This window comes from Aeromonas sp. 5HA1, assembly GCF_029237245.1.
In the GTDB taxonomy this organism is placed as follows: Bacteria; Pseudomonadota; Gammaproteobacteria; order Enterobacterales; family Aeromonadaceae; genus Aeromonas; species Aeromonas salmonicida.
The window spans coordinates 53,844-67,340 of record NZ_JAACFW010000015.1 but is presented as its reverse complement, the minus strand read 5'-3'; the positions used below and the strand labels follow the sequence as shown (position 1 = coordinate 67,340).

Sequence of the window (13,497 nt, the reverse complement as noted above, 5' to 3'; positions counted from 1 at the left end):
GAGATGCGCTTGTGAAAGCAGGTGATTTGGCTCGCTAAATTTGTATGAAAATGTGAGCAAACCCGCGGGGATGGGGCAGATAAACAAAAGCCCCCTGTGAAAAGGGGGCTTTGTCAGGACTGCAGCCGACTTACAGGGCGGCGATCTCTACCTGCTGTGCCTCGAGCGTCACCAGTTGGGCACGGTACTCTTCCAGCTTCTCGCGCTCCTTGGCAATGACGGCTTCCGGCGCCTTGGCAACGAAGGCCTCGTTGCCGAGCTTGCCTTCGATACGGGCGCATTCACCGACCAGCTTGGCCACTTCTTTGGCCAGACGGGTCAGTTCGGCATCCTTGTCGATGAGGCCAGCCATGGGGATCATCAGCTCGGTGGCACCGATCAGCTTCTTCACCGACAGGGGCGCCACTTCGCCGTCCGCCAGTACGCGGATGGATTCCAGACGGGCCAGGGACTTGAGGAAAGCCTCGTTGTCACCGGCGCGCTGGGTGTCCTTGGCATCGCACTTGAGCAGCACGTTCAAGGCCACGCTCGGCGCCACGTTCATCTCGGCGCGGATGTTGCGAATGCCGACGATAAACTCCTTCACCCACTCCTGATCCGCCATGGCAGCGTCGTCTACCTTGGCGGCATCGAACTCGGGGAAGGCTTGCAGCATGATGGTGTCGGCGTGCACGCCGGTCAGCGGCGCCACCGATTTCCAGATGGTTTCGGTGATGAAGGGGATGATCGGGTGCGCCAGACGCAGCAGGGTTTCCAGCACAGTCACCAAGGTGTGACGGGTGGCACGCTGCTCGGCCTCGGAGCCTTTGCCCAGTACCGGTTTGGTCAGCTCCAGATACCAGTCGCAGAACTGGTTCCAGATAAATTCGTACAGCACACCGGCGGCGATGTCGAAGCGGTAGGTATCGAGCGCGGTGCGGAAGTCGCGGATGGCGACCTGCAGCTGGGACTGGATCCAGCGATCTGCCAGGCTGAACACCATCTCACCGCCGCCAAAGCCACAATCCTGATCTTCGGTGTTCATCAGCACGTAGCGGGAGGCGTTCCACAGCTTGTTGCAGAAGTTGTTGTAACCGTCCAGGCGCTTCATGTCCCAGTTGATGTCACGACCGGTAGAGGCCAGCGCCGCCAGGGTGAAGCGCAGGGCATCGGTGCCGTGTGCCTCGATCCCTTCCGGGAACTGCTTGGCGGTACGCTTGCCGATCTTCTCGGCCATCTGCGGCTGCATCATGTTGCCGGTGCGCTTCTCCATCAGGTCTTCCAGCGAGATGCCATCGATCATGTCGAGGGGATCCAGCACGTTGCCCTTGGACTTGGACATCTTCTGGCCTTCTTCGTCACGGATCAGACCCGTGATGTAGACGGTCTTGAACGGGACTTGCGGGGTACCGTTTTCGTCCTTGATGAAGTGCATGGTCATCATGATCATCCGGGCTATCCAGAAGAAGATGATGTCGAAGCCGCTCATCAGCACGTCGGTCGGGTGGAAGGTCTTGAGCGCTTCGGTGTTGTTCGGCCAGCCCAGGGTGGAGAAGGTCCACAGAGCGGAGCTGAACCAGGTGTCGAGCACGTCTTCGTCCTGACGCAGCACTGTCACGGAAGGTATGCTGTGCTTGGCACGTACTTCCGCCTCGTCACGGCCCACGTAGACATTGCCGGCGTCGTCATACCAGGCCGGGATGCGGTGACCCCACCACAGCTGACGCGAGACGCACCAGTCCTGAATGTCGCGCATCCAGGAGAAGTACATGTTCTCGTACTGCTTGGGTACGAACTGGATGCGGCCATCTTCTACCGCTTCGATGGCGGTCTTGGCCATCGGCGCCACGCGCACGTACCACTGGTCGGTCAGCATCGGCTCGATGGGCACGCCGCCGCGATCGCCGTAGGGCTGCTGCAACACATGATCCTTGATTTCGGCCAAGAGACCCAGCTCGTCCAGCTTGGCGACAATCGCTTTGCGGGCAGCGAAGCGCTCCATACCGGCGAACTCGCTCGGCAGGGCGGCATCGTAGGCGGTGCTGGGGTTGCCGTTGGTGTCGACCACTTCGGCCTCGGCGCGCACGTGGGCGTCCAGGGTGAAGATGTTGATCATCGGCAGGTTGTGGCGCTTGCCCACGTCGTTATCGTTGAAGTCGTGAGCCGGGGTGATCTTCACGCAGCCGGTGCCCTTCTCCATGTCGGCGTGCTCGTCGGCAACGATGGGGATCAGACGGTTCACCAGTGGCAGCAGTATGTGCTGGCCGATCAGCGCTTTGTAACGGGGATCTTCCGGGTTCACGGCCACGGCGGTATCGCCCAGCATGGTTTCCGGACGGGTGGTGGCGACGATCAGGTGATCCTGACCCTCGGCGGTCTTGGCGCCGTTGGCCAGCGGATAGCGAAGGTGCCACATGTGGCCCTTGATCTCGCGGTTTTCCACTTCCAGGTCGGAGATGGCGGTGTTGAGTTTCGGATCCCAGTTCACCAGACGCTTGCCGCGGTACATGAGGCCATCTTCGTAGAGACGGACGAACACTTCCTGCACGGCGCTCGAGAGACCCTCATCCATGGTGAAGCGCTCGCGCTCCCAATCCACGGAGTCGCCCAGACGGCGCATCTGGCGGGTGATGGTGCCGCCGGACTCTTCCTTCCACTGCCAGATCTTGTCGATGAAGGCATCACGGCCGTAGTCGTGACGGGTCTTGCCCTCTTCGGCGGCGATCTTGCGCTCCACCACCATCTGGGTGGCTATACCGGCGTGGTCGGTGCCCGCCTGCCACAGGGTGTTCTTGCCCTGCATGCGGTTGTAGCGGATCAGGGTATCCATCAGGGTTTGCTGGAAGGCGTGACCCATGTGCAGGCTGCCGGTGACGTTCGGCGGCGGGATCATGATGCAGAAGGAGTCTTTGCTGGTGTCGCCGTGGGGCTTGAAGTAACCCTGGGCTTCCCAGTGCTGATAGAGCGCCTGTTCGATGGCGTTGTGATTAAAAGTCTTTTCCATGGTCTCGCCGTAATCTGGATGGATGGAGTCTGGTGTTGATTCGTCGTGGATCGAGGGTGGTGCAGTCAGGGCTGCGCCGGATCCGGTGCGGCAAGGACGGGCTGATCCCTCATCTCGAGGGCATGGCCTGCCTGGCGATAGTGCTTGTAGCGCTCGCGGGCTTGCTGCTTTTGCGTTTCGTCAGTGGGGACAAAATCTACCACTTGAGCGAAGTGTCCTGCAAACAAAGGTGTCTCTCTGGCCAGATTGATGAGGCGGGCGTAGCGCCGTTTCGGCGGCTGATGGCCTATCTCCACCGGCGCCTGACCGCTCTCGCCTTGCAACTGGTGCGGCACGAAACGCTCTGGTGGCAGTTGCCACAGCAGCTCGTCCAGGCGCAGGGCCTGGGCCTCATCGTCGCAAAACAGGTAGAGGTGGCCTGCGCCCCACGACTCGGCCGCCAGTTGGCAGGCGAGCCGTTCGACGGCGCTGGCCTGTGCGTCATCCTGTTCGTTCATCAGGTAAAAAGTCACTTGGCTCATCAGGTTGATCCCGTTTTGCGGTGACGGACTATTGACCGCCGAAGAGGCTGACAGGGAGTTTTCCCGCCTGCTGCTCACTGATTCAAGAATGAAACAAGGAAGAGGCGGGCCTCTTCCTTGTGGTACTGGGCAACTCCCGGGCTTCCGATGCATTCATCGAAAGGGGCAGGGGAGTTACTCTTTTTCTTCGATATCCACGCCTGCCCGGTTGAGCAGGAACTGGGTCAGCAGGGGAACCGGACGACCGGTGGAGCCTTTGTCCTTGCCACTCTTCCAGGCAGTCCCGGCGATATCCAGGTGGGCCCAGCTGTACTTCTTGGTGAAGCGTGACAGGAAGGCGGCAGCGGTAATGGTGCCGGCCGGACGCCCGCCTATGTTGGCCATGTCGGCAAACGGGCTCTCCAGCTGTTCCTGATACTCGTCGAACAGCGGCAGGCGCCAGGCGCGATCGCCAGCCTGCTCGGAGGCATTGAGCAGTTCGTGAGCCAGCGGGTTGTGGTTGGCCAGCAGACCCGTGGTGTGGTGACCCAGCGCTATGATGCAGGCACCGGTCAGGGTGGCCACGTCGATGACGGTCTCGGGATCGTAACGGTCCACATAGGTCAGCGCATCGCACAGCACCAGACGGCCTTCCGCATCCGTGTTCAGCACTTCAATGGTCTGGCCGGACATGGAGGTGAGGATGTCACCCGGGCGATAGGCGTTGCCACCCGGCATGTTCTCGCAACCCGCCAGTACGCCGATGACATTGATGGGCAGCTGCAACTGTGCCAGGGCATGCATGGTACCGAGCACGGAGGCGGCGCCGCCCATGTCGTACTTCATCTCGTCCATGCCTTCGGCCGGCTTGATGGAGATGCCGCCCGAATCGAAGGTCAGACCCTTGCCGACCAGCACTATGGGCTTGGCATCGGCGTTGCCCTTGTATTCGATGATGGCCATCATGGCTTCATTTTCGGAGCCACGGGCTACCGCCAGATAGGAGTTCATGCCGAGCTCGGCCATCTCCTGCTCGCCGATCACCTTGGTGGTGATATTGTCGAAAGAGTCTGCCAGACGGCGGGCCTGGGAGGCCAGATAGGCCGGATTGCAGACGTTGGGCGGCATGTTGGCCACGTCGCGGCAGACTCGGACTCCTTTCGCCACGGCCAGACCGTGGGCGATGGCTTTTTCACCAATGGTCAGTTCCCGACGCGTCGGCACATTGAATACCAGCTTGCGCAGCGGGCGGCGCGGCTCGGCCTTGTTGGTCTTGAACTGATCAAAGTTGTAGAGGCCCGCCTTGGTGGTTTCTACCGCCTGACGCACCTTCCAATAGGTATCCCGCCCCTTGACGTGCAACTCGGTCAGGAAGCAGACAGCCTCCATGGAGCCGGTTTCGTTCAGGGTGGTGATGGTCTTGTTGATGATCTGCTTGTACTGGCGTTCGTCGAGTTCCCGCTCCTTGCCACAACCGACCAGCAGCACGCGCTCACTGAGCACGCCTGGTACTTGATGCAGCAACAGCATCTGGCCTGGTTTACCTTCCAGGTCGCCACGGCGCAGCAGCGAGCTGATGTAGCCATCGCTGATCTTGTCCAGTTGTTCGGCAACCGGAGAGAGGCGACGGGGCTCGAATACGCCGACCACGACGCAAGCACTGCGTTGCTTCTCAGGACTGCCACTCTTTACACTGAACTCCATGGAATCTCCTACATCCTAAAGACAAAAGGCACCTTTTATTGAATAATGCGGTGCTTGTTGGGGTATCAGAGGCGGAGCGAACAGCCATAGGCTCCGCAGTTCAAACTGGTAAAAATCCAATATACGGCCCTATTTTTCAGGCATTCGACTAAAAACACAAGTTTACTTGGGAATGACTGTGATCGTTTTCCGATATTTGTTCAGGGAAACCCTGAAAACGCAGCTGGCAGTGTTATTCGTATTGCTGCTTATCTTTGTCAGCCAACAATTTATCAAGATCATCGGCGATGCCGCCGATGGTGAGGTACCGACACGCCTGGTTTCCACCCTGTTGCTGCTCAACCTGCCCAATATGGCGTTGTTGATGCTGCCTATCAGCCTGTTTTTAGCCATCTTGTTTGCTCACGGGCGCCTGTATGCCGAAAGTGAGATGACGGTGCTGCATGCGGTGGGATTCAGTCACCGCTTCGTGATGCGCTGCGCCATGGTGCTGGCCCTGTTGACGGCTGCCGTTGCGGCCTTCAACACCGGCTGGATAGCTCCCCAGGCCAAGGAGCGGGAGTATCAGGTGATCGATGAATTCAAGGCCGATCCGGGCATCTCCTTCCTGCAGGCGGGTCGCTTCATGGAGCTCGACAAGGGACGCCTCGTTGCCTACATCCAGGAGTTGAATGACAAGGGGTCTCTGCTGCAGAAGATCTTCGTGCTGCAACGCTCCCATGATGGCAAGCCGCCCTCTGTGGTGGTCGCGACGGAAGGGGTAGTGACCCTCGACAGCAATGGCCTGCAATGGTTGACCCTGAAAGATGGTTCTCGGTATGAGGGGCACTTCAGCACCAGGCAGTTCCAGATCTCCGAATTTGACGAGTACAGTCTGGTGATCCGTCAGCAGGAGATGGAGCGTTCCAACCGCAAGGCGGCCGCCAAGCCGACGGTCGAGCTGCTGGGGACTCAGGACAACAGCATGATGGCCGAGCTGCAGTGGCGTATCTCGTTGCCGCTCTCCATTCTGGTGCTCACCTTCCTGGTGGTGCCACTGGCGCGGGTCAACCCCCGTCAGGGCCGTTATGCCAAGCTGCTGCCGGCCATCTTGCTCTATCTCTCCTACTTCCTGTTGCTCAGCGCGGCGCGCTCGGCCATCGACAGCGGACGCCTGCCCCATTGGCCGGGTATGTTCCTGGTGCCCCTGGTCTATCTGCTGTTGATCGGCCTGCCGCTCAACTTGCAGGGCACCAGTTGGTGGAACGGAGTGAAAGGGCGCTATTTCAACAGAAAATCAGCATGATGCTGCAACTTAGGAATCTCGCCTGATGTTTGGCATTCTCGATAGATATATCGGCAGGGTCATTTTCATGTCGATCCTGTTGTGTGAACTGACCCTGGTCGGGCTGGCTGCGCTCATCAAGTATGTGGAGCAGCTCAGGTCGGTCGGGGAAGGCAACTACGACATGATCAATGCGCTCTATTACGTCCTGCTCTCCATGCCCAAGGAGGCGGTTCAGTTCTTCCCGCTGGCTGCCCTGCTGGGCGGACTCATAGGGCTGGGTCAGCTGGCGACCAGCTCTGAGCTGGTGGTGATGCAGGCGGCGGGCCGCTCCAAGATCAGTATCGTGATGGCGGCGCTCAAAACCGCCATTCCCTTGATGATACTGGTGGGCCTGATGGGGGAATATGTGGCGCCCATCGCCAAGCGGATGGCAGACGACGTCAAGGCTGGCGCGCTGTCAGAGGGGCGATTGACTGTTTCTGCTTATGGGGTCTGGGCACGTGATGGCAACAACTTCGTCAATATCAACGGGGTGCGCAACGATGGTGCACTGACCGGCATCACCCTCTATCGCTTCACGCCAGAGCGTAAACTGATCGATATCCTCCAGGCTCGCGAAGGCGTGTTTGAGCAGCATCACTGGCTGCTCAAGCAGGTCCAGATCACCCGTTTTGACGATCCCGCGCAGATCCTGAGCGAGACGCAGGCCCAGATGGAGTGGAGCTCCGAGCTCACGCCCAAGCAGCTTGGGGTGGTGAGTATCGACCCAGAAAACCTGCCGGTTGCCGGTCTGCTCGACTACATCGGCTATCTCGACGCCAACAAGCAGGACGCCGGGCGTTACAAGCTGGAGATGTGGCGCAAGCTGTTGTCGCCGCTCTCCGTGGTGGCCATGATACTGCTCGCCTCCTCCTTCATCTTCGGTCCGCTGCGCTCGGTGAGCATGGGCGCCCGCATGCTGATGGGGATCATGACCGGCTTCGCCGTCTATGTGAGCGATCGTGTGTTCGGCCCCATCAGTCTGGTGTACGCAGTGCCGCCGATCCTGGCCGCCATTGCTCCCAGCCTGCTGTTTGGCGGTATCTCCTTCTATATTCTGAGCCGCAAACAGTAGCGGCCTGCATAGACCAAACAAGAAGGGCACCCACTGGGTGCCCTTCTTGTTATTCATACCCTGCTCGCCAGATCACTTGTTCAGCTGCTCCAGGTTCTCCTGCTTGCTCAACACCACCACTTCGCACTCGGACCAGATGTCCTGAAAGGCGCGGGGTGCCTTGCGGTTGAACAGACACATCAGGTTGCCAAGGCCGAATGCCGCCGTCGCCAGCCGGATCAGGGCCTGGGTGATGCGAATATTGCTGCCATCCGCATTCTGAATGCGTAGTCGCCAGGCGCGCATGCCTATGGTCTGACCGGCACGGGTCCAGAACCAGGTGTAGAAACCGCAGATGATGAAGGCGAGCCAGGCGCTGTAGATCGGGCTGGTCAGCAACCAGGAAGCGTCTTTGCCTTCCGGAAGGGTGGCAGCGCCGGTTGCCAGCAGCAGATGCGCGACCCCCATACCGATAAAGCCTGCAATGATCAGCAAAGAGATGACCACCAGATAGTCATAGAGCAGAGCGCCGAGGCGGCGTAGCAGACCAGCCGACGGGTAGTGCGGGGTAGCGGTAGAGACAGGTTTTGGTGAAACGGGTGTACGCTTGGCCATCGTTTTTATTCCATTAATATGATGCGGGCATTCTATGTAACTGACCTTGCATCGGCAAGGCGTTGAATAAATGAGCAAACGAGAGCGTGCACAAGAAAAACACCTTGCATGGCATCGCGCCATTCGTATAATCCCTCGCAGTTGCCCGGGTGGCGAAATCGGTAGACGCAGCGGATTCAAAATCCGCCGATGAATAATCGTGTCGGTTCGAGTCCGACCCCGGGCACCATTAGAATTCAATGACGTAAGGCCACCCAAGCGGGTGGCCTTAAGTTTTTTCAGTGTCTGAACATTGTGTTATGGCGCCAAAGTGGCGGCATGTTCATGACTGTGCCCTGTCAGATCCCTACCAATATCAAAGACCATCCTTGCTGATGGCCTTGGATATTGTGTCAATGCTTGCCTCTCTTCACTGCTTTCTCTCTGTGTCCGCATTTATCACTGGCGCTAGCCAGGTATATCCCCGTTGTCACCTGCGGTTTTGTCGTCACCGGTCTGTCATCTGCCCTGGTTTATGCTCTGCTCTATTTCGGTGCGAGCTGGTTACCCTGCACAGCATAAGTGCGCCCTTGCTCCCATGCTGACGTACCTTGTGATCAACTCTGGTGCATTGCTCAGCCTGTATCACCACAAGATATTGATCTTAAATGATTTAGTTAGTTGGCCTGTTTTATGCTTTGAGATTGCCATGATGCTGGACAAGTCGATGCACTGCCGAGTAACAGTGGTGCAACAAAGTGAATTCAGTGTGCGGCGCGACTCATGGATTCGATATTCATATCAGGAAATGGACCCGGACTGGTGCCGGGACGACAGGGAAGGAGAAGGCAGTATGCTCAAGAGACTCGTGATGACAGGCTGGTTGGCGCTTGCCGCCTTGCTGGCCAGCCCCAGTTGGGCTGAAGAGCTGGTGGCCGCATCGGTCGATGTTGTGCAGGCAGCGGCCCCAGTGGTGGCTGCCGTGACCATCAACAAGGGTGACAATACCTGGATGCTGCTCTCTGCAGCCTTGGTGATCCTGATGTCGATCCCCGGATTGGCGTTGTTTTATGGCGGTCTGGTACGTAGCAAGAACATGTTGAGCGTACTGATGCAGGTGTTCACCCTGTTCTCGCTCATCTGCGTGCTGTGGGTGATCTACGGTTATTCACTGGCCTTTACCGAGGGCAACAGCCTTTACGGTTCTTTCAGCAAGGTGCTGCTCAAGGGGGTAACCCCTGATTCCATCGCGGCCACTTTCAGCAAAGGCGTCGGTATCAGCGAGCTTATCTATGTGGTGTTCCAGGGGGCTTTCGCGGCCATTACCTGCGGCCTCATCGTGGGGGCCTTCGCTGAGCGCATCAAGTTCGCCGCCGTCTTGCTGTTCTCGGTGATCTGGTTCACCTTCGCCTACATACCGCTGGCCCACATGGTGTGGTACTGGGCGGGCCCGGATGCCTATACCACGGTTGATGCTGCAGCCGCAGCAACGGCGACGGCCGGTTATCTGTTCCAGCATGGCGCACTGGATTTTGCCGGTGGCACTGTGGTGCACATCAACGCCGCCGTAGCCGGTCTGGTGGGGGCGTATCTGGTGGGCAAGCGTCTGGGTTACGGTCGTGATCCCATGACACCGCACAGCCTCACCATGACCATGATAGGGGCCTCCCTGCTCTGGTTCGGCTGGTTCGGGTTCAACGCAGGATCCGCGCTGGAAGCCAATGGCACCGCCGCGCTGGCCTTTATCAACACTTGGGTGGCCCCGGCCGCCGCTGCGCTCTCCTGGACCTTGGCCGAGTGGGTGATGAAGGGGCGTCCCTCCTTGCTGGGCGCAGCCTCAGGTGCCGTCTCAGGTCTGGTGGTGATCACCCCGGCGGCCGGTTTTGTCGGTGTGGGTGGTGGCCTTGTGATGGGCCTGATGGGTGGCGTGGCGGGGTTGTGGGGAGTTCACGGTCTCAAGCGCTTGCTTGGCGCCGATGACAGTCTTGACGTGTTTGGTGTGCATGGTGTGTGCGGCATTCTCGGTGCCCTGCTGACCGGCGTCTTCGCCAGCCCGGATCTGGGCGGTACCGGTGTGTGGGACTATGTCACCAACCAGGTTACGGAGGGTTACTCCATCCTGGCTCAGGTGAAGATCCAGGCCATCGGGGTCGGGATCACCATCCTCTGGTCCGGTGTTATCTCTGTGGTGGCTTTCAAGCTGGTGGATCTGATGGTCGGTCTGCGAGTCAAAGAAGATGCGGAGCGTGAAGGGCTGGATGTCACCACCCACGGTGAGAAAGCCTATAGCCTGTAACCCAGTCGTGGCCATGTGCCAACAAGAGTGCGCCGCCGGTTATGCCGGCGGCGTTTTTATGCCTGCAAAAGTAGAGTGCGCTTTACCCAACCTTTTATGCCTGCAATTTGGGCTGATCTCCGCTAAACTCTGCCACCCTTAATGGGCTTGCCCCATTTTCCCCATCATTTTCTATGCCTTTGGAGCCGCTCATGCCGTTAGTGGGACATCAACACCAGATCGAGATCCTGGAACTGACTGACAAGGGAGATGGCAAAGGACGCGTGTTCGACCGCCCCCTGTTCGTCGAGGGTCTGCTGCCCGGTGAGCAGGCGCTGGTGAAGCTGACCGAGGTCAAGCCGAACTATCTGCACGGCAAGGTCACCGAGCTGCTCCAGCCCTCTGCCGATCGGGTCGCCGACTTTTGCCCCAACACAGAGTGCGGTGGTTGTCAGGTACGCCCGCTGGCCTATCCGGCCCAGCTCAAGCTCAAGCAGGCTCTGGTGCAGAGCGCACTGGAGCAGGCCGGGCTGGGTGATACCCCGGTCAAGGCGATCCTTGGCATGGAGAGCCCGTTCGCCTATCGCAACAAGGCGCAATATGCGGTGCGTGGCTGCGACGCCGGTGCCGAGATTGGCTTTTATCGCAAGCACTCTCACGATCTCATCACCGCCGACGATTGCGCTGTGCAGGACTCGTTGCACGTGGAGCTCAATGCCCGGGTGCGCAACTGGATGCGCGAGCATGACATCGCGGCCTATGACGAGGTGAACCACACCGGCTGTGTGCGCAACCTGATGACCCGCAAGGGCTTCAAGAGCGGCGAGCTGATGGTGGTGTTGGTGACCCTGGGTGAAGCGCTGCCGTTCGAAGCCGAGCTGCTGGTTGCCCTGAGCGATCTGCCCATCACCACCCTGGTGCAGAACATCAACGATGAGCGTACCAACCGCATTCTGGGGGCCAACAACCGGGTGCTGCTGGGTGAAGGAGTGATCCGCGACAAGATCCATGAACTCGAGTTCGAGATCTCGCCGCTCTCCTTCTTCCAGAACAACCCGACCCAGACTGACGTGCTCTACTCCAGCGCCCTCGAGTATGCCGAGCTGACCGGCAACGAGACTGTGTTCGACATCTATTGCGGTATCGGCACCATCTCCCTGTTCCTGGCTGGCAAGGCCGCCAAGGTGGTGGGGATAGAATCGGTCGAGAGCGCCATCAGCGATGCCCGTCGCAACGCGGCCCTCAACGGCATAGAGCACACCGAATTCCATGTGGGCAAGGCCGAGCAGCTGATGCCCGAGCTGTACGCCCAGGGCGTGACCGCCGATGTGGTGGTGATGGATCCGCCCCGCAAGGGTTGTGACAAGGCGGTACTGCAGACGCTGGTCGCCATGGCACCGCGTCGTCTGGTCTATGTCTCCTGCAACCCGCAGACCCTGGCCCGCGACCTCGCCTGGCTGGTCAAGCAGGGCTTTGTGCTGGACGAGGTGCAGCCGGTGGACATGTTCCCTCACTCCATGCATGTGGAAGCGGTTGCCCGTTTGAGCCTGCCTGCCAGCAAGTGATCTGCCGGTATCGCCATTGATTGAACTGGCCCGATGGCTCTGATAAAAACGACTCCAAATGGAGTCGTTTTTTTATGACCGTAATCCGGCGCAACAGCCAAACAGGGAGGGTAAGCATGACGATTCGTCTGGCAAACGTGGAGGATGCGGCGGCGCTGGACCACTTCTTTCAGCAACTGGATCGGGAGACCCGCTTCATGCTGTATGAGGCAGGGGAGCGCCCCTCTGATGTCGAGGGACAGCGCCAGCGTCTGGCGGCTATGCAGGCCAGCCTCAATCAGCGGATGTGGCTGCTGAGCCTGGGCGGTGAGGTGCAGGGTTTTGCTGTCCTGTTGGGAGGGAACATGCATCGCAATCGCCATTGTGCACTGGTGGTGATGGGGCTGCGGCCGAGTGCGCGCGGTCAGGGCTGGGGAGAGCGGTTACTGCGCACGCTTATTGAGGCTGCCAGCGATCTGGGTATCAGCAGGCTGGAGCTGGGTGTCATGGCCCATAACGAGGTGGCCCATTCACTCTACCGCAAGTGTGGTTTCAGGGATGAGGGGTTGCGGCGGCAGGCGTATCGGCTGGACGAGGGTTATGTCGACGAGATCAGCATGGGGCTGCTGTTGCCATCCGGGGCGCCATGATGATGCCGGCCCGATGGTTCTGGGTTGGCAAGGGGGAATGGGGCTGAGTATCGAATGGCTCGATGAAGAGAGGAGCGCGCTGATGAAAGGTATCTTGTTACGCTGGCTGGCCCGCTACGATGCGTGGTGCGAGGAGTGGGGACTCACCCCGGAGAACCGGCGCTGCTGCATGCCGGTTCGTTATGATGAAGATGAGACAAAGAAGGCTGAGCCAGCGTGCGATGCAGAGTCTCTCAATCAAAATTGTGAGTCACGGCCCCGGTAACGCTGTTGTAGTCGAAGGAGAGGCCATCCGGATAGGCCGGGAAGCGGCCGATGGAGGCGCGCAGGGTATAGCGGCAGTTGCTGTGACTGAGTCCGTTATCGGCCTGATCCGGCACATTGAGCTCTTGCGAGATGTAATGGGTGTCAGCGTTCTTCTTGCCCTGGTCAGCCACGGTTTGATCGGTGTCCAGTATGGCAGTGAAAAGGGACTCGCAATCATCCGGACTGCTGACGGAGATCTGATCACTGTCGCCACCCGGGAAAATGGTATCTGGGCTCTGGCCTCCCTGGTCTTCCTTGGTGCCCACCGGCCAGCCAAACCGGTTGATGTCGAGATCCTGCTTACCCATGCCGCTAAAGTTATAGAGTGCCAGCGGCTCCCCTTTCGTCTTGACCGCCCAGCCAGCGTGGGCCAGTTGCACCGCACCGGCAAAGCTGGCTGAGGTGGTGGAGACAGTGCTCTTGAGCGCATCATCCTTGATATTGATGAAGCGGGGCAGGGCGGTGACGGCCAGGATCCCCAGCACTATGATGACCAGCACCAGTTCAATCAGGGTAAAGCCAAGTTTCGAGCGTTTCATTATTGAGTAGACCCATCAAATACGACAAACAGGTGAAAGTGA

At 59.2% G+C, this 13,497-nt stretch carries 10 protein-coding genes and 1 tRNA gene; 6 read left to right on the top strand and 5 right to left on the bottom strand.

The annotated features are described in order from the left end of the window. Positions 1–130: 130 nt before the first annotated feature. The 3 genes from GWQ27_RS14415 to pepA all read right to left on the bottom strand — a co-directional run bounded on the left by GWQ27_RS14415 (position 131) and on the right by pepA (position 5,187). Entirely contained in the window at positions 131–2,983 is a 2,853-nt protein-coding gene (locus GWQ27_RS14415) for a valine--tRNA ligase (protein ID WP_275907624.1), read from the bottom strand. A 65-nt stretch (positions 2,984–3,048) separates the two neighbouring features. Next, positions 3,049–3,504 carry a DNA polymerase III subunit chi gene (locus GWQ27_RS14410; protein ID WP_005315744.1) on the bottom strand — a complete coding sequence of 152 codons (456 nt, stop codon included), beginning with the start codon at positions 3,502–3,504 and terminating at the stop codon, positions 3,049–3,051. Between the two features lie 174 nt (positions 3,505–3,678). Next, complete coding sequence (pepA, locus tag GWQ27_RS14405) at positions 3,679–5,187, bottom strand: leucyl aminopeptidase (RefSeq protein ID WP_275907623.1); 1,509 nt, start codon at positions 5,185–5,187, stop codon at positions 3,679–3,681. Between the two features lie 172 nt (positions 5,188–5,359). Here pepA and lptF point away from each other — a divergent pair, with 172 nt between their 5' ends. Then, a complete protein-coding gene (lptF, locus tag GWQ27_RS14400; RefSeq protein ID WP_181455312.1) occupies positions 5,360–6,472 on the top strand; it encodes an LPS export ABC transporter permease LptF in 1,113 nt (370 codons plus the stop codon). Positions 6,473–6,497: 25 nt separating this feature from the next. Beyond that, positions 6,498–7,568, top strand: a complete 1,071-nt coding sequence (gene lptG / locus GWQ27_RS14395) for an LPS export ABC transporter permease LptG (protein WP_059112534.1) — start codon at positions 6,498–6,500, stop codon at positions 7,566–7,568. Between the two features lie 72 nt (positions 7,569–7,640). Here the strand turns inward: lptG and GWQ27_RS14390 are convergent, their stop codons facing one another. After that, a complete protein-coding gene (locus GWQ27_RS14390) occupies positions 7,641–8,162 on the bottom strand; it encodes an RDD family protein (protein ID WP_021140994.1) in 522 nt (173 codons plus the stop codon). 143 nt (positions 8,163–8,305) lie between these two features. Between GWQ27_RS14390 and GWQ27_RS14385 the strand changes: the two genes are divergently transcribed. From GWQ27_RS14385 to GWQ27_RS14370, 4 genes are all read left to right on the top strand, one after another. Beyond that, a tRNA-Leu gene (locus GWQ27_RS14385) sits at positions 8,306–8,391 on the top strand. A gap of 603 nt (positions 8,392–8,994) precedes the next feature. Next, entirely contained in the window at positions 8,995–10,437 is a 1,443-nt protein-coding gene (gene amt / locus GWQ27_RS14380) for an ammonium transporter (RefSeq protein ID WP_275907622.1), read from the top strand. Between the two features lie 191 nt (positions 10,438–10,628). Continuing rightward, positions 10,629–11,981: a 23S rRNA (uracil(1939)-C(5))-methyltransferase RlmD gene (gene rlmD / locus GWQ27_RS14375; RefSeq protein ID WP_275907621.1), complete on the top strand. Its 1,353-nt coding sequence runs from the start codon at positions 10,629–10,631 to the stop codon at positions 11,979–11,981. A gap of 74 nt (positions 11,982–12,055) precedes the next feature. Beyond that, positions 12,056–12,610: a GNAT family N-acetyltransferase gene (locus GWQ27_RS14370; RefSeq protein ID WP_265433989.1), complete on the top strand. Its 555-nt coding sequence runs from the start codon at positions 12,056–12,058 to the stop codon at positions 12,608–12,610. 233 nt (positions 12,611–12,843) lie between these two features. Here GWQ27_RS14370 and tppF read toward each other — a convergent pair whose 3' ends face one another. Continuing rightward, positions 12,844–13,458: a type IVa pilus pseudopilin TppF gene (gene tppF / locus GWQ27_RS14365; RefSeq protein ID WP_275907650.1), complete on the bottom strand. Its 615-nt coding sequence runs from the start codon at positions 13,456–13,458 to the stop codon at positions 12,844–12,846. Between the last annotated feature and the right edge of the window lie 39 nt (positions 13,459–13,497).

What these genes read in the sequence shown, in the direction of transcription:
- GWQ27_RS14415 (WP_275907624.1), bottom strand. Translation starts at nt 2,983, where the DNA reads ATGGAAAAGACTTTTAATCACAACGCCATCGAACAGGCGCTCTATCAG.
- GWQ27_RS14410 (WP_005315744.1), bottom strand. Translation starts at nt 3,504, where the DNA reads ATGAGCCAAGTGACTTTTTACCTGATGAACGAACAGGATGACGCACAG.
- GWQ27_RS14390 (WP_021140994.1), bottom strand. Translation starts at nt 8,162, where the DNA reads ATGGCCAAGCGTACACCCGTTTCACCAAAACCTGTCTCTACCGCTACC.
- rlmD (WP_275907621.1), top strand. Translation starts at nt 10,629, where the DNA reads ATGCCGTTAGTGGGACATCAACACCAGATCGAGATCCTGGAACTGACT.
- lptG (WP_059112534.1), top strand. Translation starts at nt 6,498, where the DNA reads ATGTTTGGCATTCTCGATAGATATATCGGCAGGGTCATTTTCATGTCG.
- GWQ27_RS14370 (WP_265433989.1), top strand. Translation starts at nt 12,056, where the DNA reads ATGACCGTAATCCGGCGCAACAGCCAAACAGGGAGGGTAAGCATGACG.
- pepA (WP_275907623.1), bottom strand. Translation starts at nt 5,187, where the DNA reads ATGGAGTTCAGTGTAAAGAGTGGCAGTCCTGAGAAGCAACGCAGTGCT.
- lptF (WP_181455312.1), top strand. Translation starts at nt 5,360, where the DNA reads ATGACTGTGATCGTTTTCCGATATTTGTTCAGGGAAACCCTGAAAACG.
- amt (WP_275907622.1), top strand. Translation starts at nt 8,995, where the DNA reads ATGCTCAAGAGACTCGTGATGACAGGCTGGTTGGCGCTTGCCGCCTTG.